21 protein-coding genes are annotated in these 19,905 nt (G+C 66.4%); 10 read left to right on the forward strand and 11 right to left on the reverse strand.

The genetic code is table 11. The annotated features are described in order from the left end of the window. Positions 1-37 precede the first annotated feature (37 nt). Complete coding sequence (locus TabM4_RS00750) at positions 38-1,309, reverse strand: acetylornithine deacetylase/succinyl-diaminopimelate desuccinylase family protein (RefSeq protein WP_434617013.1); 1,272 nt, start codon at positions 1,307-1,309, stop codon at positions 38-40. 100 nt (positions 1,310-1,409) lie between these two features. On the opposite strand from TabM4_RS00750, the gene TabM4_RS00755 reads away from it, so the two are divergent. Genes TabM4_RS00755 through TabM4_RS00765 form a run of 3 tightly spaced genes read left to right on the forward strand, consistent with a single transcriptional unit; the run spans position 1,410 to position 3,603 of the window. Beyond that, a complete protein-coding gene (locus TabM4_RS00755) occupies positions 1,410-1,676 on the forward strand; it encodes a hypothetical protein (RefSeq protein WP_434617015.1) in 267 nt (88 codons plus the stop codon). Between the two features lie 7 nt (positions 1,677-1,683). Continuing rightward, positions 1,684-2,328 (forward strand): DUF1523 family protein, encoded by a 645-nt coding sequence (locus TabM4_RS00760; RefSeq protein WP_434617018.1) that lies wholly within the window; start codon positions 1,684-1,686, stop codon positions 2,326-2,328. 42 nt (positions 2,329-2,370) lie between these two features. Next, the gene (locus tag TabM4_RS00765) at positions 2,371-3,603 is read left to right on the forward strand and encodes an MFS transporter (RefSeq protein WP_434617021.1); all 1,233 of its coding nucleotides are present in this window, start codon (positions 2,371-2,373) and stop codon (positions 3,601-3,603) included. Here TabM4_RS00765 and TabM4_RS00770 read toward each other — a convergent pair. Further along, positions 3,600-5,201, reverse strand: a complete 1,602-nt coding sequence (locus tag TabM4_RS00770; protein WP_434617024.1) for a GMC family oxidoreductase — start codon at positions 5,199-5,201, stop codon at positions 3,600-3,602. The two genes, TabM4_RS00765 and TabM4_RS00770, sit on opposite strands and share 4 nt — an antisense overlap. A 272-nt stretch (positions 5,202-5,473) precedes the next feature. Continuing rightward, complete coding sequence (pheT, locus tag TabM4_RS00775) at positions 5,474-7,882, reverse strand: phenylalanine--tRNA ligase subunit beta (RefSeq protein ID WP_434617027.1); 2,409 nt, start codon at positions 7,880-7,882, stop codon at positions 5,474-5,476. Positions 7,883-7,961: 79 nt separating this feature from the next. On the opposite strand from pheT, the gene TabM4_RS00780 reads away from it, so the two are divergent. Then, positions 7,962-8,156, forward strand: a complete 195-nt coding sequence (locus TabM4_RS00780; RefSeq protein ID WP_434617029.1) for a hypothetical protein — start codon at positions 7,962-7,964, stop codon at positions 8,154-8,156. Between the two features lie 75 nt (positions 8,157-8,231). Here the strand turns inward: TabM4_RS00780 and pheS are convergent, their stop codons facing one another. From pheS to pyk, 6 genes are all read right to left on the reverse strand, one after another. Next, on the reverse strand, positions 8,232-9,314 hold the full coding sequence (gene pheS, locus TabM4_RS00785) for a phenylalanine--tRNA ligase subunit alpha (protein ID WP_434617032.1): 1,083 nt from the start codon (positions 9,312-9,314) through the stop codon (positions 8,232-8,234). Positions 9,315-9,565: 251 nt separating this feature from the next. Next, positions 9,566-10,255, reverse strand: coding sequence for an SGNH/GDSL hydrolase family protein (locus TabM4_RS00790; protein ID WP_434617035.1), 690 nt, complete (start codon positions 10,253-10,255; stop codon positions 9,566-9,568). Between the two features lie 276 nt (positions 10,256-10,531). Further along, positions 10,532-10,894: a 50S ribosomal protein L20 gene (gene rplT / locus TabM4_RS00795; protein WP_281464836.1), complete on the reverse strand. Its 363-nt coding sequence runs from the start codon at positions 10,892-10,894 to the stop codon at positions 10,532-10,534. Positions 10,895-10,906: 12 nt separating this feature from the next. Beyond that, entirely contained in the window at positions 10,907-11,107 is a 201-nt protein-coding gene (gene rpmI, locus TabM4_RS00800; protein WP_031338626.1) for a 50S ribosomal protein L35, read from the reverse strand. A gap of 119 nt (positions 11,108-11,226) precedes the next feature. Next, on the reverse strand, positions 11,227-11,451 hold the full coding sequence (locus TabM4_RS00805) for a hypothetical protein (protein WP_434617039.1): 225 nt from the start codon (positions 11,449-11,451) through the stop codon (positions 11,227-11,229). A 148-nt stretch (positions 11,452-11,599) separates the two neighbouring features. Then, positions 11,600-13,048 carry a pyruvate kinase gene (gene pyk / locus TabM4_RS00810; protein WP_434617042.1) on the reverse strand — a complete coding sequence of 483 codons (1,449 nt, stop codon included), beginning with the start codon at positions 13,046-13,048 and terminating at the stop codon, positions 11,600-11,602. A gap of 140 nt (positions 13,049-13,188) precedes the next feature. Here pyk and TabM4_RS00815 point away from each other — a divergent pair, with 140 nt between their 5' ends. The 4 genes from TabM4_RS00815 (at position 13,189) to TabM4_RS00830 (ending at position 17,058) form a co-directional block, all read left to right on the forward strand. Continuing rightward, positions 13,189-13,926, forward strand: coding sequence for an N-formylglutamate amidohydrolase (locus TabM4_RS00815; RefSeq protein ID WP_434617046.1), 738 nt, complete (start codon positions 13,189-13,191; stop codon positions 13,924-13,926). 164 nt (positions 13,927-14,090) lie between these two features. After that, positions 14,091-15,026, forward strand: coding sequence for a calcium-binding protein (locus tag TabM4_RS00820; RefSeq protein WP_434617049.1), 936 nt, complete (start codon positions 14,091-14,093; stop codon positions 15,024-15,026). Positions 15,027-15,151: 125 nt separating this feature from the next. Further along, the gene (locus TabM4_RS00825; RefSeq protein WP_434621862.1) at positions 15,152-15,451 is read left to right on the forward strand and encodes a DUF1244 domain-containing protein; all 300 of its coding nucleotides are present in this window, start codon (positions 15,152-15,154) and stop codon (positions 15,449-15,451) included. Positions 15,452-15,627: 176 nt separating this feature from the next. Next, complete coding sequence (locus tag TabM4_RS00830; RefSeq protein ID WP_434617052.1) at positions 15,628-17,058, forward strand: calcium-binding protein; 1,431 nt, start codon at positions 15,628-15,630, stop codon at positions 17,056-17,058. Between the two features lie 30 nt (positions 17,059-17,088). Here the strand turns inward: TabM4_RS00830 and TabM4_RS00835 are convergent, their stop codons facing one another. After that, entirely contained in the window at positions 17,089-17,949 is an 861-nt protein-coding gene (locus TabM4_RS00835; RefSeq protein WP_434617055.1) for a D-amino-acid transaminase, read from the reverse strand. A 164-nt stretch (positions 17,950-18,113) separates the two neighbouring features. On the opposite strand from TabM4_RS00835, the gene TabM4_RS00840 reads away from it, so the two are divergent. Next, a complete protein-coding gene (locus TabM4_RS00840; protein ID WP_434617058.1) occupies positions 18,114-18,341 on the forward strand; it encodes an AbrB/MazE/SpoVT family DNA-binding domain-containing protein in 228 nt (75 codons plus the stop codon). Beyond that, positions 18,319-18,738 carry a PIN domain-containing protein gene (locus TabM4_RS00845; protein WP_434617061.1) on the forward strand — a complete coding sequence of 140 codons (420 nt, stop codon included), beginning with the start codon at positions 18,319-18,321 and terminating at the stop codon, positions 18,736-18,738. Before TabM4_RS00840 ends, TabM4_RS00845 begins: the two co-directional genes overlap by 23 nt. Positions 18,739-18,833: 95 nt before the next feature. Here the strand turns inward: TabM4_RS00845 and dgcA are convergent, their stop codons facing one another. Then, a complete protein-coding gene (dgcA, locus tag TabM4_RS00850; RefSeq protein ID WP_434617064.1) occupies positions 18,834-19,796 on the reverse strand; it encodes an N-acetyl-D-Glu racemase DgcA in 963 nt (320 codons plus the stop codon). Positions 19,797-19,905: the final 109 nt, after the last annotated feature.

Here is a 19,905-nt window from a genome sequence, read left to right on the forward strand (position 1 = left end):
GGGAGAGGGAGATGCGCCCTGCATCATGCGTCTCCCGTCACCCCAGCAGGTCGCGCAGGACGAGGGCCATGACCTTGGCGCTGTCGGCCATGTCCTGCACGCCGACCCATTCATCGGGCTGGTGCGCCAGATGCAGCAGGCCCGGACCATAGGCGATGCAGTTCCGCAGCCTGCCGATGCGGTCGATATGCTTTTGGTCATAGGTGCCGGGGCTGACCACGTAATCGGCCACCTGACCCAGCACTCGTTCGATGGCGGCGGCGGTGGAGCGGACGACAGGCGCGTCGCGGTCGGTCATCACGGGTTGCACCTCGAACAGGTCGCGGATCGTGTAGGTGAAACCGGGGCGGCGGGATTGCACGCGGTCCAGCATGGCGCGGAGTTCGGATTTCACCTCGTCGATGGCCTCTTCGATGAGGAAGCGGCGGTCGAGGATGATGCGGCAGCGGTCGGCAACGCAGGGCGCGGGCAGGGCGGTGGAACCGGGGGGCGGTTCGGGTTCGCCGCCGTGGATGGAGTTGATGTTCAGCGTGGATTGCCGCGCCTGTGGCGGGACGACGGGCATGGCGGTTTTGCGGGTGGCGAGCAGGGGGTAGAGGTGGTGTTCGATCTCTTCCAGTACCGCGCCCATGTGGCGGATGGCCGAATCGCCGAGGAAGGGCATGGAGCCGTGGGCGATGCGGCCATGGGTTTCCACCTCGGCCCACCAGACGCCGCGATGGCCAAGGCAGATGCGGTCCTTGTGCAGGGGTTCGGGGATGATGACGTGCTGCACGCGGTCGGGGGCGAAGTAACCGCGTTCGGCCAGATAGGCGACGCCGCCGTAACCGCCTGATTCCTCATCCGCCGTGGCGCTTATCTCGATGCTGCCCCGCCAATCGGGGGTGGCGGCGACGAAGGCTTCGGCGGCGATGACAGAGGCGGCGAGGCCGCCCTTCATGTCGCAGGCGCCGCGCCCGTAGATGCGGTCGCCGTCCAGTTCGCCGCCAAAGGGATCGCGGGTCCAGCCGTGGCCGACCTCGACCACGTCATGGTGGCTGTTGAAATGCACGCAATCGCCGGGGCGGCCCGAGTCTATGCGGGCCACCATGTTCCAGCGGGGGAAGGCGTCGCTGTCGCCCGGTGCGCCGTGGGCGCGGATGAGTTCTACCGTCCAGCCCTGTGCCATCAGGCGGGTGGCGAGGTAATCGCAGATCTCGCGGTAGTTCCGCCCCGGCGGGTTGAGGGTGGGGATGCGGATCAGGTCCTGCGCCAACCCGATCAGGGCGTCGCGGCGGGTGTCGATGGTGTGGATCAGGGCGTCGGTCATGGGGCGATGGTGGGTGCGGATCGGCGTTCTGCCAAGGGGAAAGCTTGCGCAGAGGGGGGCGCGGGGCCACATTGGTTGGGTTGGTAGGGGATGACGGGGCATGATCGCCTTTTTCAAACTGGCGCTGTTCGGCTATATCGCGTTGACGGTGATCTATTGGCTGCTGGCCATCTATTTCCGGTCGCTGGAGCGCGAGAGGCTGGAGAAGGAATATGACCATGGTCAGATCGAGGAGACGCGCGACGGGCATGTGGCGCAGGGCCTTGCCGCCTATGAGAACAGCCTGCGGCGGCGGTTGATCTGGTTGGTCTTCGTCATACCCACGGCGGTGGTGATCGCCTTGGTCTGGATCCTGAATTTTTCCTGAGGCGGCAATGCGATACGTGAAATGGACCTTCCTTGGCACAGTGGCGCTACTGCTGTTTTTCTTCCTGCATTACACCCTGCCGCAGACCGATATCGTGCGCATCGTGGGGACCGAGAATCGCCGCATGGATCTGGGCGAGAATGCGTGGTTCTGGGCGTCGCCCGATGTGGGGACGGCGGCCAGCAACAGCCGCGACATCTTTTTCATCAACGCCGTCTATCCCAATGGAAAGACGATGGAATATCGCAACGAGGATACGGGATGGGGCTGGCCGCCCTATTTCAAGATGGACAGTTCCAGCACCAATACCGAGGCGAAGGAGCTGCAATCCACCGCCGCCGCGCCGAAATGGGTGGCGGTGACGCATTATGGCTGGCGCAACCAGTTGTTCACCATTTTCCCGAATGCCATCTCGCTGCGGCAGGTGGAGGGGCCGGATGTGCGGATCATCCCTTGGGTGAACATCGTGATCCTGTCCTTCCTTGCCTTTGTCCTTTTCATGGCGTGGCGGATGTGGGCGCAGTTCAAGGAGCGGATGATCGAGCCCGCGGTGATCGAGGCGCAGGAGACGCTGGACGATCTTGACCGGAGGGCGGATCGAGCCAAGGCGGGGGTGGGTGGCTGGTTCCGGCGGGTGATCGGGCGGAAGTAGGTTGACTGTCCCGCGCCGCCCGGCTTGGGTGGCGCGATGTTGATGCGGTTCATTCTGGCCAGTGGGGCCACCAATCTGGCCGATGGTGTGGCGCTGGTCGCCTGGGCCTGGGCGGCGACGCTCTTGACCCGTGATCCGCTGCTGGTGGCTTTGGTGCCGCTTGCGCTGCGGCTGCCGTGGTTCCTGTTTTCTCTGCCTGCGGGGATCGTGACGGATCGGGTGGATCGGCGGCGGCTGATCCTGGCGATGGATGTGCTGCGGGCGTTTTCTTTTGGTTTCATAGCTTTGGCGGTCTGGGCCGCCACGCCGCTGCCCGCGGCGCCGGAGGCGGGTGTGGCGCTGCCGGGCCTCTTTGCCGCGATGGTCGTGGCGGCGCTGCTGGTGGGGATGGCGGAGGTGTTCCGCGACAATGCCGCCCAGACCCTGCTGCCCGCGCTGGTGGGTCCGGATCGTTTGGAGGCGGCCAACGGGCGGTTGTGGAGCGTGGAGTTGATCGGCAATGCGCTGGCGGGGCCTGCCATCGGTGCGGCGCTGATCGGGCTGGCGGTGGTGCTGCCCTTTGCGGCCAATGCGGCGGCCTATGGGGTGGCGGTGGCGCTGGTTGCGTCGCTGGCGGGGCGGTTCCGGGCCGAGGCTTTGGGGCCGCGCGATTGGCGGCGCGAGTTGCGCGAGGGGGTCGATTTCATGCGCGGCATGCCGATCCTGCGTGATCTGGCGCTGATTACTGGGGTTTGGAACCTGCTGCATCAGGCGATGATGGTGGCGTTGGTCCTGCATGTGCAGGAAAACCTTGGGCTTTCTGCCGGGATCTATGGGTTGATCCTGTCGGCGGCGGCGGTGGGCGGGATTGCCGGATCGTTGCTTGGCCCGCGGATCGTGGCGCGGATGGGCGGGGCGCGGACGGCGCAGGTGATGCTGCTGGCCTCGGCCCCCGCCTTTCTGGGCGTGGCGCTGGCGCCGGGGGCGTGGACGCTGGCGCTCTCCATGGCTTTGTTCGAGTTTTCAGGGCTGGTCTGGAACCTTGTGGCCGTATCGCACCGGCAGAGGATCATTCCGCCCACGCTGCTGGGGCGGGTGAATAGCCTCTATCGCTTGATCGCGACGGGCATGATGCCGCTAGGGCTTGTGCTGTCGGGCGCGGCTATGGCGGTGGCGGAGCCGGTGCTGGGACGATCCGTCGCGCTGGTCCTGCCATTCTGGATTGCTGCGCTGGGCGCGGGTGGGCTCACCCTCTGGGGATGGCGGGCCATCGAGCGGGGATTTACCCGTTCTTAACCCTTTCGGATCAGATCGGCCGCCTTTTCTGCGATCATGATGGTGGGTGCGTTGGTGTTTCCCCCGATCAGGCTGGGCATCACGCTGGCATCTACCACGCGAAGTCCTTCCAAACCGTGAACGCGCAGGGCGGGGTCGACGACTGCCATGTCGTCGCGTCCCATCCGGCAGGTGCCGACGGGGTGATAGATCGTGTCGGCGCGGGCGCGGATGTCGGCTTCCAGCGCCGTGTCGCTGCCGTCATGGGGGTAGAGCCGTTCGCCGCGCCATGGGGCGAGGGGCGGTGTCGCCATGGCCCCTTCCACGATCCGCACGCCGGCCATGAGGGTGGCAAGATCGGAGGGATCGGAGAGGAAATTCGGGTCGATGCGCGGGGGGCTGGCGGGATTGGCATCCCGCAGGCCGACGCTGCCGCGTGAGGCGGGGCGCAGGACGCAGATATGGGCCGACCAGCCATAGGACATATGCAGGCGGCGCATGTGGTCATCGACGATGGCGATGACGAAATGCACCTGCAGATCGGGCACTTGCAGGTCTGGGCGCGACATGAGGAAGGCCCCGCCCTCGGCCCCCGGCGTGGTGAGGAGGCCGGTGCCCCGGCGGCGCAGTTCGGGCAGGCCGCGCAGCATCCGCAGCAGGCAACCGGGATTCAGGCCGATGACATCTGGGCGCGGGGAGCGCCAGATCAGCGTGTGGTCGAGGTGATCCTGCAGGTTGCGGCCCACGCCGGGCAGGGCGTGTCGCACCGGGATGCCATGGGCGCGGAGGTCGTCCTCGGGGCCGATGCCAGAGAGGAGCAGCATTTGAGGGGAGCCGAAGGTCCCTGCGGAGAGGATGATCTCGTGCCGGGCGGTGAGGGTGAGGCGTCGGGATTTGTGCTTTACCGTCAGGGTCTTGGCGCGGGTCCCCTGCAGCCCGATGCGTTCGGCCATGGCTCCGGTGAGGACGGTGAGGTTGGGGCGGGAAAGGACGGGGTGAAGGTAGGCGGCGGCGGCGGAGCAGCGGTTGCCCTTGCGTGGGCCATGGTGGAACTGGGTGACCTGATAGAGGCCCGCACCATATTGGGTTTCGCCGTTGAAATCGGGGTTCTCGGGCACCTGCACGGCGGCCATGGCCTGCAGGAAGGCGCGGGAAATGGCGTGGGGGCTGGGTTGATCGGTGACCTGAAGCGGACCGTCGCTGCGGTGCAGGGCATTGGCGGGGCGCGAATTCCCCTCTGATTTCAGGAAGTAGGGCAGGACGGACTTCCAATCCCAGCCATCCGCGCCGAGATCGGCCCAGTGATCGTAATCCGACGGGTGGCCGCGGACATAAAGCATGGCGTTGATCGCGGAGGAGCCGCCAAGCGCCTTGCCGCGGGGTTGATAGCAGCGGCGGTTGTTCAGATGCGTTTGGGGTTCAGTGCGGAGCGCCCAGTTGTGCAGCCTTGGCCGCCCGCGCACCATCGCGGCCACCATGGCGGGGGTGTTGATCAGGAAGGAGTTTCCGGGCCCCCCGGCCTCGATCAGGCAAACGGTGACGGTGGGATCTTCGGACAGGCGTGCGGCGAGCACGGCGCCTGCGGAGCCGCCGCCGGCGATGATGTAATCGTACTCCATTCACGCCCTCCCAGATGCGGTTAAGCTATTCGCATTTCGGAGAAAATCGGAAGCATTACCTTGCGGCGGGCGAGCCGAAGGTTGTGCCGTAATCTGTACCGCAAAGTGTTCATACAAATTCGGGCAGATTTACTGCCGAAATCGTGGTTAACGGCGCGCAATTGCACAGATTCGATGATTGCATGGGAGTGGCGGGAGGCCCCGGGTCAGGCCTTGGGCGGGGTCTCCCTTGGCGGGCGTAGGGCGGGGTTGACCCCGCCCTTCCCTTTGCGTCACCCGCGCAGGGTGCCGCCTGTGGCCTTGGTCACCTTTTCGATGATCTTGGCGGAGACGGCTTCGATCTCGGCCTCGGTCAGGGTCTTTTCGGTGGGTTGCAGGCGGACGGTCAGGGCGATGGACTTCTTGCCCGCGCCCATCTGCGCCTCGGCCTTTTCGCCGGTGAACTGGTCGAAGAGGCGGACGCTTTCGATCAGGGCCTTGTCGGCCCCTTGGGCGGCGTTCAGGGCTGTCAGCGCCTCGACGCCCTTGTCCACCACGAAGGCGAAATCGCGTTCCACCGCCTGCAGGTCGCTGATGGCGAGCGCGGGGCGGGTGGGGGTTTTCGTCTTGGGCAGGGGGACATTGGCCACGAGGATGGTGAAGGCCACGGCAGGCCCTTTCACGCCAAGGGCGGAAAGGATGCGGGGATGGACTTCGCCGAAGGTTGCCAGCGTGTTGGGGCCAAGGCCGATGTTGCCGGAGCGGCCGGGATGCCACCAAGACGCCACCTTGCGCGTGATCTGCACACGGGCGGGGGCGCCGAGGGCGGCGAGGATCGCCTCGGCATCGGCCTTGGCGTCGAAGACATCGACGGGGCGGCGGCTGCCGAAGGGATCACGCGGGGCGGTGTGGCCCACCAGCAGGCCGGTCGCCTGAAGGTGCTGTTCCCCCGGTTCGCCGCCGTGGAAGGCGGGGCCGATCTCGCACAGGGCGAGGTCGGCGAAGCCGCGGGCCTGATTGCGGGCGGCGGCGCGCAGGAGGCCCGGCAGCAGGTCGGGGCGGAGATGCGTCATCTCGGAGGAGATCGGGTTTTCGACGCGCAGGGCATCGGCCCCGCCGCCGAACATCGTCGCGGCCTCATGGTCGATGAAGCTGTAGGTGACGCATTCGTTGTAGCCGAGCGCGGCAAGGGTGCGGCGGGCGGATTTCTCGCGCTGCTGCAGGGGGGTGAGGATGGGCTTCGGCACGCCGTCCTGCGTGCGGCGCAGCGGTTTGCCCTGCAGTTTCGTCAGGCTGGCGATGCGGGCCACCTCTTCCACCAGATCGGCCTCGCCAAGGATATCGGGGCGCCAGGTGGGCGGGGTGGCCATGTCGCCCGCCAGAGTGAAGCCCAGTGCGGCGAGGGTGCGGCGCTGTTCCTCGGCGGGGATGTCCATGCCGACGAGCGAGATGACGCGGGCGGGATCGAGCCTGTAGGCGCGGGAGACGTCCGGAACCGCACCATCCGATGCGATATCGGACGCTTCTCCGCCGCAGAGGTCGAGAATCATCTGCGTGGCAAGGTCGAGACCCGGCAGGGTGAAGGCAGGATCGACGCCGCGTTCAAAGCGGTAGCGGGCATCGGAATTGATCTTCAGCGCGCGGCCCGTGGTGGCGATGGTGATCGGGTCCCAATAGGCGGATTCGAGGAAGACGTCGGTCGTGGCCTCGGTGCAGCCGGAGATTTCGCCACCCATGATCCCGGCGAGCGATTCCGGGCCGTTGTCATCGGAGATGACCATCATGCCTTCGCGCAGGGTGTAGGTCTTGCCGTCGAGTGCGAGCAGTTCCTCGCCGCCCTTGGCGGGGTGGATGCGCAGCGCGCCCTTGACCTTGGCCGCGTCGAAGACGTGGAGGGGGCGGTTCAGGGCGAAGGTGAAGAAGTTGGTGATGTCGACCAGCGCCGAGATCGGGCGCAGGCCGATGGCGGTGAGGCGGGCCTGAAGCCATTCGGGCGAGGGGCCATTCTTGACGCCACGGATCAGGCGGCCCGCGAAGAGGGGGCAGCCCTTCGCCTTGAGCGCGGGGTCGATCTCCACCCGGATGGGCGAGGGGAAGGCGGCTTTGATAGCAGGGATATCAAGCGGCTTGAGCTTGCCCAGCCCACGCGCGGCAAGGTCGCGGGCGATGCCGCGCACGCCGAGCGCATCGGGGCGGTTGGGGGTGATCTTGATGTGGATCATCGGATCGACGAGATGGGGGCGGTTCTTCGCCAGCCAGTCGGCGAATTTCTCGCCCACCTCGCCCGAGGGCAGTTCGATGATGCCGTTATGTTCGTCGGACAGTTCCAACTCGCGTTCCGAGGCCATCATGCCATGGGATTCAACGCCGCGGATCTTGCCCACGCCCAGCGTCACGTCGATGCCGGGGACGTAATCGCCCGGTTTGCAGAGGACGACGGTGATGCCCGCGCGGGCATTGGGGGCGCCGCAGACGATCTGCTTTTCGCCTTCGTCCGTCAGGACGCGGCAGACGCGGAGCTTGTCGGCATCGGGGTGCTGTTCGGCATGCAGGACCTTGGCAAGGGTGAAGGGGGCAAGTTTGGCAGTGCGGTCGGTGACCTCTTCCACCTCCAGACCGAGATCGGTCAGGGCGTAGAGGATGTCATCCAGCGCGGCCTCGGTTTCGAGGTGGTCCTTCAGCCAGGAGAGGGTGAATTTCATCGTGCCGGTCCCTTCGGAATGTCGGGGGAGGGGATAGCGCAAAGGGCGGCAAAGGGGAAGCGGCGGGGAGGGGTTTCCGATGTGGAAACGGGTTGTTCAGGGGGTGCCCGGAACGGGGCGCGGGCCTGCCACATTTCCGGACCGGATGGGTGGCATCCGTTCGTCTATGGACCCGATGTTCAAGATACCCGACCCCTCCCGCCGGATACCGGCATGGCGACTGATCCTGATCATGGGCCTGTCGCTGGTGGCGCTGCTTTTGTTGCTGATCTGAGTTTGCAGTGGCCTTTTCATGACGAAGAAAGCCCCGCTTCGGCGGGGCTTTCATTTCGATGCGATACCCTGCGGATCAGCGGCTGAGGCCGCCCGGAAGATCGGGCATGTCGAGCGCGGCAAAGCCGTAATGGCGCAGCCAGCGCAGATCGGATTCGAAGAAGGCGCGCAGGTCGGGGATGCCGTATTTCAGCATGGCCAGACGGTCGATCCCCATGCCGAAGGCAAAGCCCTGCCATTCGTTCGGGTCCACGCCCGCCGCGGCCAGCACCTTGGGATGCACCATACCGGAGCCGAGAATTTCCATCCACTTGTCGCCCTCGCCGATGCGGAGCTGGCCGCCGACGTTGGAATAGCGGATGTCCACTTCCGCCGAGGGTTCGGTGAAGGGGAAATGCGACGCGCGGAAGCGGAGTTCGACGCGGTCCACCTCGAAGAAGGCGCGGCAGAACTCTTCCAGCGTCCATTTCAGGTTGGCCATGGAGATGTCGCGGTCGATGGCCAGCCCCTCCACCTGATGGAACATGGGGGTGTGGGTCTGGTCCATGTCCATGCGATAGACGCGCCCCGGCGCGATGACGCGGATGGGCGCGCCCTTGTCCGTCATGGCGCGGATCTGGACGGGCGAGGTATGGGTGCGCAGGACATGCGGCGGGCGGTCGTCCCCTTCGGCGCGGTGCATGAAGAAGGTGTCATGTTCCTGCCGCGCGGGGTGTTCCGGCGGGATGTTGAGCGCGTCGAAATTGTACCAGTCGGATTCGACCTGCGGGCCTTCGGCCACGGCGAAGCCCATGTCGGCGAAGATGGCGGTCAGTTCTTCCATCACCTGGGACACGGGATGGATCGTGCCCATGCGGCGCGGGCGACCCGGCAGCGTGACGTCGAGCCATTCAGTACGGAGCCGTTCGTCCAGCGCGGCATCGGCAAGGCCCTGCTTGCGGGCGCGCAGGGCGGCGTCGATCTCGTCCTTCAGCGCGTTGAGCGTGGCGCCTGCGGCCTTGCGGGCGTCGGGGTCCATCTTGCCGAGGGTGGCCATCATGGCGCTGATCTCGCCCTTCTTGCCCAGTGCGGCAAGGCGCACCTCTTCCAGCGCGGCCTCGTCGGCAGCGGTGGCGACGGCGGAAAGATACTTGGCCTTGAGCGTGTCGAGCCCGTCCATGGGAGCCTCCTTCGGGTGCGAGGCGGTGGTAGCGGCACGGGGGCTGCGATGCAAGGGGATGGGGGTGGTGCCGGCCTTCCGACCCTGCGGGCATGGTCTTCGTACCGGGCAAAATACCCACAGGGGGTGAATGGCCGCGCATGCGGCCAGAGGGGGGGCGTGCGCCCCCTTGCTGCCGGATCGGCAGGGTGTGACGCGGTTCAACCGGGTGCGAGGGGGTGTGGGGGAGGTTGCCTCCCCCACCGACGGCGTCAGCCGTCGTTGGCGCGGATCGCGGCGGCGATGCGGGCGGCGATGGCGGCGCTGCCCTTGGGCGAGGGGTGGATGAGGTCCTGCTGGTGCAGCGATGGGTCGCCCTCGGGGACGAGGTCGGACATGGGCACGAAGATCATGCCGGGGTCCAGCGCGTCGAGGCGGGCGAGGCGGCGGTCGAGTTCGTCGCCATAGACCTTGCAGGGACGGACCGGGGTGAAGAGGCCAGGATTGCGCAGATAGCCGGACCAGACGACCTTGGCGCCCCCCTTGCGCAGTCGGTTGACCAGGTCGGGGATGCGGCCTGCGCGGCCGTCCTTCGAGATCAGCCTGTCCACCATGGCGTTGCACTGGCCACAGGCGCAGCCGAAGACCAGATCGTTCCCGCCGCCGTTCAGTACGACCCAATCCCAGTCGCCTTCGCGATACTGGGCGGGGATGGATAGGCCCGCCGCGCCCGAGATGGGCAGGCCGTAGATGATGCGGGCGGCATAGACCGAGCGGTCGAGGACGGGTTCGCGCAACTGCCGTTCCAGCGCGACGCCCACGCTGCGACCCGAGGTGCGGTTCGCGGCCATCATGGAATCGCCCATCAGGTAGATGCGCGCGCCCTTGTCGGATTCGGTGACGACCTCACCGCAGGAGAGCAGGAAGAAGAGGGAGCAGAAGGCCAGGAGCACTCGGATCATTCGCAAAGGGCTTTCACGATGGGAATCTATGATCGGATGGTGCGGGGCGATGCTGGCAAGTTCAAGGCGAGGGGAGGCCGGGGCTGCGGAATTCCTCTGGCCAAAGGGGTGGGGGGCAGACCTTCGGCTGGGCGCAGGGGCACGATTTTTCTGCGAAAAATCGGCACCCCTCCTGCGGGGCAGGAGGGGTGGGCGATGTGGATTTCCGCGGGATGGGGAACGGGAAAGGGCCGCCCTTTCGGGCGGCCCTTCCGAAATGCGGTCAGCGGGGCCTGATCAGGCCAGCGCGGCCTTGGCCTGTGCGGCGATGGCGTTGAACGCCTCGGGCTCGTGCACGGCGAGGTCGGCGAGGACCTTGCGGTCCACTTCGATGCCGGCCTTGGCCAGACCGTTGATGAACTTGGAATAGGTCATCTCGAGGTCGAACAGACGGACAGCCGCGTTGATGCGCTGGATCCACAGGGCGCGGAAGTTGCGCTTGCGGGCCTTGCGGTCGCGGGTGGCGTACTGGTTCGCCTTGTCGACGGCCTGCGTGGCCGTGCGGAAGTTGCGCGAGCGGGCGCTGTAATAGCCAGCGGCCTGCTTGATGACCTTGCGGTGACGGGCGTGGGTCACCTTGCCGGATTTGACGCGGGACATGTGCTGTTCTCCTTACCGGTCGTAGGGCATGTACTTCTTGACGATCTTCGCATCGCTGTCGCAGAGCAGCATGGTGCCCGATGCATCGCGGATGAATTTCGTCGTACGCTTGATCATGCCGTGGCGCTTGCCGGCGACGCCGGCCTTCACCCGACCGGAGGCCGTGAAGCTGAACCGCTTCTTCGCCGCCGACTTGGTCTTCATCTTGGGCATTTCCATCTCCGTGGTTGCAGGCGCGACTCGGCATGCCACATTGGCCGGCCGCGCGGGTATCGCAAGGTGGGCCGTATAGGCGGGGCGTGGCGCGGGTGCAAGGGGAAAAAGGGCGGGGGTCAGGGGAGGTAGCGGCCCAGCACCTCGAAGAACAGGTGGGGCAGGGTGGCGGGGTTGAACGGGTCGGGGCGGTCGATCAGGCCCCAAGCCGCCATGCCGGTGCCAAGGAGGAGGCCGAAGCCCGCGACGATTGGAAGGCGGTCGTCGATCAGGGCCGACATGAGCGATGGGATCGACAGGAGCAGCATCGAAAGGCCGAGGATGAGGAGGAGGTCATGATCCATGTCCGGCACCTTCACGCAGCCCCGTCATGGGACCCTACACAGGCCAAGCCTTGCAGGAAGCGGGCGGTGGATCAAGCGCGTTGCAGGCTGCCTGCGCGCGGGCCCGGAAAGGCGAAGGCCCGCGCGGGTGGCGCGGGCCTTGCGAAGGTCATTCCGGATCGACCCGGTAGATCAGTCTTTCGTCGCAGGGGGCGACGCGCAGGATGTTCGTGGTGCCCTGCACGTTGAATGGCACGCCCGCGGTGAGGACGATCTGGTCCTTTTCCGTCGCGAAGCCGTAGGTGCGCGCGGCGCGGACGGCCGAGATGACGGCGCCCTTGAAGCGGTCCTGCTCTTCGGTGATGACGCAATGCGCGCCCCAGGTCAGGCACATGCGGCGGGCGGTTTCCATCAGGGGCGTCAGCGCGATGATCGGCACGCGGGGCCGTTCACGGGCGACGAGGCTGACCGTGGTGCCGGATTGCGAGAAGCAGCAGATCGCCTTGATGTCGGCGCTTTCGGCGATCTCGCGCGCGGCGGCGACGATGCCGTCGGCGACGGAGGTGCGGTTGACGCTGCGGCTGGCCTCGATGATCTGGCGATAGGTGCCGTCGCTTTCGACCGAGATGGCGACGTTGTTCATCGTCTGCACGGCCTCGATCGGGTATTTGCCCGCCGCGGATTCGGCCGAGAGCATGACGGCATCGGCACCTTCGTAGATGGCGGTGGCGACGTCCGACACCTCGGCCCGGGTGGGCATGGGCGATTCGATCATCGATTCCAGCATCTGGGTGGCGACGATGACGGGCTTTGCCGCCGCGCGGGCGCCACGGACCAGACGTTTCTGGATCGGCGGCACGGAATGGACGGGCAGTTCGACGCCAAGGTCGCCGCGGGCGACCATGATGCCGTCGGACACCTCGAGGATGGCGTCATAGGCCTTTACCGCGGCAGGTTTTTCGATCTTGGACAGGACGGCGGCGCGGCCCTTGGCGAGTTCCTTCGCCTCGATCACGTCTTCGGGGCGCTGCACGAAGGAGAGGGCGAGCCAGTCGACGCCCAGTTCGCAGGCGAATTCCAGATCCTTGCGGTCCTTGTCGGAGAGCGCGGCCACGGGCAGCACGACGTCGGGGACGTTCACGCCCTTGCGGTTCGAGATGGTGCCGCCGACGGTGACGGTGCAATTGGCGAAATCCTTGCCGCAGGTTTCGACGCGCAGGCGGATCTTGCCGTCATTGACCAAGAGCGACGCGCCGGGTTCGAGGGCGGCGAAGATTTCCGGGTGCGGAAGTTGCACGCGGGTGGCATCGCCCGGCGCGGGGTCGAGGTCCATGCGGAAGGGCGCGCCCTCGGCCAGTTCCTCGCCCGTGGGAGAGGCGAAGGTGCCGACGCGGAGCTTGGGCCCCTGCAGGTCGGCGAGGATGGCGATGGGGCGGCCTGTATCCGCCTCCACCTGCCGGATGATGACGTGGCGCGCGCGGATATCGTCATGCGTGCCGTGCGACATGTTCAGGCGGAACACGTCTGCGCCCGCCTCGAACAGGGCGCGGATGGTTGCGTAATCGCTGGAGACCGGTCCGAGCGTGGCCACGATCTTGACGTTCCGAAGGCGTCTCATATGCCTCGTTCCTTATTCAGTTCTACATTTTGTCGTGGGCCGAGGCGGGTTATGGCGCAATCGGCGTGTTGTCGCAACTGGCGGATTCCTATTCGTCAGAATAAATGACGAATTGATGTAGGGGATGGGAGAAAACCGGGTTGTGTGCCTTTCGGATCATCGGTGAGGGGCGTCCAGGGCGCTGGTTGGTGACCTGCGACCATGCGACGAACCGGGTGCCGGACTGGGTTTCGGGGGGGGATCTGGGGATCGGGCCTGTGGATATGGGGCGGCACATCGCCTTTGACGTGGGCGCGGCGGGGGTAGCGGAGGCGCTGGGCGCGGCCTTGGACAGCCCTGTGGTGCTGTCGGATTTCTCGCGTCTGGTGATCGACCCGAATCGTGGCGAGGACGACCCGACGTTGGTGATGAAGCTGTATGACGGGACGATCATCCCGGCGAACCGGCATATCGGCGCGGCGGGGGTGGAGGAGCGGTTGGAACGGCTCTACCGGCCCTATCACGATGCGCTGGCGCGGCTGGCGGGGCGGCGGCCCGATGTGGTGATCGTGGCGGTGCATTCCTTCACGCCCTGCCTGAAGGGGCGCGCGCCGCGCCCTTGGCATGTGGGGGTGCTGCATTCGCATCTGGACGGGCGGCTGAGCCATGCGCTGATCGAGGTGCTGCGGGCGGAGGCGGATCTGTGCGTGGGGGATAACGAGCCCTATTCAGGCCATCTGCCGGGCGATGCGATCGACCGTCACGCGCTGCGCTGGGGTCGGCAGAATACGCTGGTGGAGGTACGCAACGACCTGATCGGGACGCCGGAGGCGCAGGCGGATTGGGGCGCGCGGCTGGCGCCGTTGCTGCGGGCGGCGCTGGCGCGGGTGGAGGGTTAGGGGCGCGTCCGGGACGCAAGCCCGATTTGCCGGGTATCTGTGCCTTGCGCGGGCGTTTCGGGGGTATTGTTTCCCGGATGTGGCCGGTGATGTCGAAGATTTGACAGAATCGTCGTGTTTTGGGTTTCTGCGGGTTGATCCGTTTCCTGTGTGCGAGTGCCGAGATGTTGCTTTTGCTTGTGTCCCTGATCCCTGTCGCCCTGATCGGGCTTTTGTCCGGGGATGACGATCCCGCCCCTGCCGTGGATCGCGGCGATGACGATGGGGATGTGCGCCTTGGCGGCGAGGGGGACAATACAATCAACGGCGATGGGGGCGATGACCTGATCGTGGGCTTCAAGGGCGACGATCTGTTGCAGGGCAATGCTGGGGTCGATCTTCTGGTGGGGGATATCGGGGCGGACACGCTGAATGGCGGGGCGGGGAATGATGTCCTGCTGGGCGGTTCGGAGGATGACCTGATGCGCGGCGATGACGGGGGCGATCTGCTGGTGGGCGGATCGGGGGATGATTCCATGGCTGGCGGTGCGGGGGAGGACCTGCTGATCGGGATGGACGGGGCCAATACTCTGGATGGCGGGGCGGGAAATGACGTGCTGATCGGGCTGACGCCGGATCGGGCCAACCCGCAGGAAATCTTGGACGGTGTGGACAGCAGGGAATTCGTGCAGGCGGTGGAAAGCCGCTATGGGGCGATCCCGACGGGGTTGGAGACCCGCATCCTGCAGAACCTGTTCTCGGTCGGCGGGGAGCCGAGCGCGGACCGGCTGATCGGGGGTGACGGGGATGACGAGTTGATCGGGGATCGGAGCGATGTGATGACGGGCGGGGCCGGGGCGGATAGCTTTGTGGCACTGGTGCCGCCGCAGCCTGCGGATCCGGCGGACCCGACGGCCGGGCAAGTGGTGCGGGTGGAGGATTTCGATCCTGCCGTGGATCAGCTTGAACTGCTGACCGAGTCGCAGGGGGATGTGACCCTGACGGTGCAGGAGCGTGACGGGGGCGTGATGGTGGCGGCGGACGGGGCGAATGTGATCTTCCTGCCCGGGCTGCGCGCGGCGCAGGTGAGCGTCGCGGATATCGTGCTGTCGCGGGTCTAGGGGCGTTCTCTTCCAAGCTGCGGCGTGGGCTTTGCGCCGCCTCCGCGCGGCGGGTCTTCCGGGGGCTGGTGCGCGCGGAGCGCACGCCCTACCTTTGCCGGATGGAGGACCGCCGCATGACACAGATCGACGATGCCACGATGCAGGCTTTGGAAGCGGCCGCCTATCGGCGGCTGCGGGACCATCTGCGCAACCGGACCGATGTGCAGAACATCGACCTGATGAACCTTGCCGGGTTCTGCCGCAACTGCCTGAGCCGCTGGATGGCCGAGGCGGCTGCAGAGGCGGGCGTGCCGCTGGACAAGGAAGAGGCCAAGACGCTGGTCTATGGGATGCCCTATGACGAGTGGAAGGCGAAGCACCAGTCAGAGGCGAGCGAGTCGCAGAAGGCGGCCTTCACCGAGGCGTTCAAGACGCATGGATAAGGGCCGGGCGCGCGGCTGATATCGCGTAATTCCATGGAGACACGGAAACGGTTGACTGCCTTCCATCCCATTGTTGATAAATCCTGAACCGTGCCACGATTTTGCCGGAATTCCTTTGCGTTTGCGGGATTCTCGGTAATTATCCGCCCGTAGTGTTGCCAGTGCGGAGTGTTGTCATGAGTGCCTTGTTGATGTTGCTTGCCCTGCCTTTGGCGGCCCTTGCGAATGCTTTCGACGACCCCCAGCAGGATGATGATACGGATGCGCAGGGCGGCGCGGAGGACGGGGCCGATGACGCCCGTGTCGCGGCACTGGATGCGGCGCCTCAGGCGCGTGCGGAGGCGGCCGGGGGCAGCGTGCTGCGTGGCACGGCCGGAGCGGACCGGCTTTTCGGGCTTCTCGGCGACGATACGCTGATCGGATCGGGCGGGGCGGACTGGCTGCAAGGCGGCGAGGGGAATGACAATCTCTTTGGAGGCGCGGGCGCGGATACCGGCCTTGGCGGGGCGGGCAATGATCTGCTGGTGGGCGATCTGGGCGACGATGCTCTGCAGGGCGGGACGGGGGCGGATCGCCTTTTCGGGGGCCTCGGCAATGACATCCTGAGCGGCGGGACGGGCGCGGATAGCCTGTTCGGGTCGGAAGGAGCGGATACGCTTCTGGGTGGGGATGGTGGCGACGTGATGACCGGGGGGCAGGGGATCGACTCGCTCTTCGGTGGGGCGGGCGCGGATAGCGTGACCATGTTCAGCGACAGCGGGGCGGACCGGGTGTTCCTTGGCGCGGGGAATGATCTGCTGGACGGGGCGGCGGCGGTGACGGGCTTTCTGGGCCGCGGCGCGGATGGAAATGATACGATGACCGGCGGGCAGGGCGCGGACACGCTGTTCGCCGAGTTGGGCAATGACACGCTGTCCGGCAATGGCGGGAGTGACGAACTTTCCGGGGGCTATGGCACGGATCGCATCTTCGGCGGGGCGGGGAATGACCTGCTGGACGGGGGAAGCGAGAATGACAGCCTTGCCGGGGGCGCCGGGAATGACACGGTGCTTGGCGGGGCGGGGGATGACAACCTGTTCGGCAATCTGGGCGTTGACAGCCTGAACGGCGGCGATGGCGACGACCGGATGTGGGGCGGCGCAGATGGCGACAGTCTGGTCGGCGGCGCGGGCGATGATGTGCTGCGCGGCGAGGCGGGGAATGACGCTCTGGTCGGCGGTGCCGGTGCGGATACGCTTGATGGCGGGGCGGGGAACGACCTGCTGGACGGGCGCGGTGACGGGGCCGGGGTGGATGTGCTGAATGGCGGTGAGGGCGATGACGTCGTGGCGATCACCGGGGCGGACCGGGTGACGCTGGGCGCGGGGGAGGATGGGCTTGTGCTGGCCGGGGCGGCGAATGCGGTGGTCACCGATTTCGACCCCGCGGCCGACCGGCTTGAGGTGGTCTATGCCGGGGCGACGCAGCCCGTGCTGACGGTGGTCGAAGAGGCAGGTGCCCTGCTGGTGCGGCTTGATGGGGCCGTGGCACTGCGGATGACGGGTGTCACCGCGGCGGAGTTTGCGGGTGTGGACGTGATCTTCACGCGGGAGACAGCCGCCGCCTGACGGCGGGCCTTTCGGCCCTGCGGGCGGCGGTCAGACCGCCGCCTTTCGCATTTCGTCGATGTAGAGTTCGCGCAGGCGGGCGGTTACGGGGCCGGGCTTGCCCGCGCCGATGCGGGTGCCGTCGATTTCCACCACGGGCATGACGAAGATCGTCGCAGCGGTCGCGAAAGCCTCATCCGCCTGTTTCACCTCGTCCACTGTGAAGGGGCGTTCCTCCACCTCGAACTGCGCCTCGGCGGCGAAGCGGAGGACGGCGGTGCGGGTGATGCCGTGCAGGATGTCGTTGGTCAGTTGCCGCGTAATGATGCGGTTGCCCTTGATGATATAGGCGTTGTTCGAGGTGCCTTCGGTGACGTGGCCATCCTCGACCATCCAGCTGTCATCCACGCCCGCCTTCTTGGCCATCATCTTGGCCATGGAGGGGTAGAGGAGTTGCACCGTCTTGATATCGCGGCGGCCCCAGCGGATGTCGGGGACCGAGATGACCTTGAAGCCGGTCTTGGCGGCGGGGGCATCGGCGAGGTTGGGAATGGCTTGCGTGAAGGCCACGATGGTGGGTTTCACCGACCCGTCGGGGAAGAGGAAGGACCGGTCGCCGGGATTGCCGCGCGTGACCTGCAGGTAGATCATCCCCTGATCGAGGCCGTTCAGGCGGACCAGTTCGCGATGCATTTCCAGCAGGTCTGCGTCCGAGCAGGGAGCCTGCATCTCCAACTCGTCAAGGCTGCGGTGCAGGCGTTTGGTGTGGCCGTCGAAATCGATGAGCTTGCCATCGAGGACGGAGGTCACCTCATAGACGCCATCGGCCATCAGGAAGCCCCGGTCGAAGATGGAGACGGTGGCCTGATCCTCGGGCAGGTAGGTTCCGTTGACGAATACGGTGCGGGACATGGGGCATTCCTCCTGCGCGTGTGGCTTTTGGCGGTTAGGGCGCAAGGGGGGCGCGGGGTCAAGGGGGAAGTGGGCGGGGGTCCGGCTGGCAAAGGGCAGTTGTTGCCGATGCGTGTAGGATGATATACATTTCTTTTGTAGATCCATTCATGCGGGAGGGTGGCATGCAGATTGCGAAATGGGGCAATTCGCTTGCGGTGCGACTGCCTGCGGAACTGGTTCGAGAACTGGGGCTGCGCGAGGGGGACGAGGTTTCTCTGCGCCCTGAGGCGGGCGGATTCGCGGTGCGGCGCGAGGCGCGGCCTGAAGAAATATTGGATGATTTGAGGCGCTTTCGCGGGCGACTGGCTGCGGGTGAAAGGCTGAGCCGTGACGAAGCCAACGGGCGGTGACTTCATCGACAGCAACGTGATCCTCTATCTGCTGGATGGCGGGTGGAAGGCGGATAGGGCAGAGGCCGTGCTTGCAGCGGGTGGCACGATCAGCGTTCAGGTGCTGAACGAGGTTCTTGTGAACTGTGTCCGCAAGGCTGGGATGGAATTGGCGGAGGCGGGGGAGTTTCTAGCCGGGATCCGGCGTCTGTGTCGCGTCGTTGACCTGACCTTGGATGCTCACGATGCCGGGCGCGCTGTCGCGGCGCGATATGGCTTGTCGATCTATGACGCGATGATCGTCGGGGCGGCGCTGGTTGCGGGCTGTGACCGGGTGTTGTCGGAAGACATGCAGGATGGTCTGATCTTGGAGGGCGTGCTGCGGGTGGTCAATCCCTTTGCAGTAAGTGCTGGCTGAGATTGCTTTGCCAACCCCATCCCGGGCTTGACCCGGGATCGCGGGGGGCTTGGCAGGAGGTCCCGGGTCAGGCCCGGGGCGGGTATGCCCGATGGTCACCCCCACAGCGCCGCGTCCGGCGGATGCACGCCTGTCGCATCGTAATGCAGGGGATGGTCGCGGTCCCGCGCCAGCAGAAGCGGGCCGTCGAGATCGGTGAAGGCGGCGGCCTGCGCGGGCAGGATCGCGGGGGCCATGGCCAGCGAGGTGCCGACCATGCAGCCCACCATCAGCCCGAAGCCCATATCGCGGGCGGCTTCGGCCATGAGGAGGGCCTCGGTCAGGCCGCCGGTCTTGTCGAGTTTCAGGTTGACCATATCGTAGCGGCCCTTCAGGGCGGGCAGGCTGTGCCTGTCATGGGCGGATTCATCGGCGCAGATCGGGATGGGGTGGGGGATTTCGGCAAGCAGGTCATCCGCCCCGGCGGGCAGGGGCTGTTCCACCAGTGCCACGCCGAGACGCCGCAGATGGGGGGCGAGGTCGGTATAGATGTCCGGCGTCCAGCCTTCGTTGGCGTCGATGATGATCGTGCTGCGCGGTGCGCCGGCGCGGACGGCTTCCAGCCTTGGCATATCATCAGGGGTGCCAAGCTTGATTTTAAGGATCGGGCGGTGGGCGTTTTCCTGCGCTTGTGCGCGCATGGCTTCTGGCGTGTCCAGCGACAGGGTGAAGGCGGTGACGCGGGGGCGCGGGGCGGGCAGGCCTGCAAGGTGCCAGATACGGGTGCCTGCGGCCTTTGCCTCCCAGTCCCACAGAGCGCAATCCACCGCGTTTCGCGCCGCGCCGGGGGGGAGGGCGTCTTGCAACGCGGCACGGGTGATGCCTTCGGGCAGGGTGGCGATCTGGGCGAGAACCGTTTCGGGGCTTTCGCCATAGCGGGCATAGGGGACGGATTCGCCGCGCCCGGTGATGCCGCCCCGCGTTATCGTGACGGTGACGACGCGCGCCTCGGTCTTGGACCCGCGCGAGATGGTGAAGGCGCGGGCGAGGGGGAAAGTTTCCAGCGTGGCGGTGATCATGGGGGCCTCCTGTCACCGGCGAGGGGGCGGCAGGGCGGGGGGCAAGTCAAGCCGCGAAGGGATCATGCTGCGGGTGCGAAATCACGCTTGCGCGGTGCAGCGCAAGAAT

The sequence above is a fragment of the Tabrizicola sp. M-4 genome, from assembly GCF_051132405.1.
Classification (GTDB): domain Bacteria; phylum Pseudomonadota; class Alphaproteobacteria; order Rhodobacterales; family Rhodobacteraceae; genus Paragemmobacter.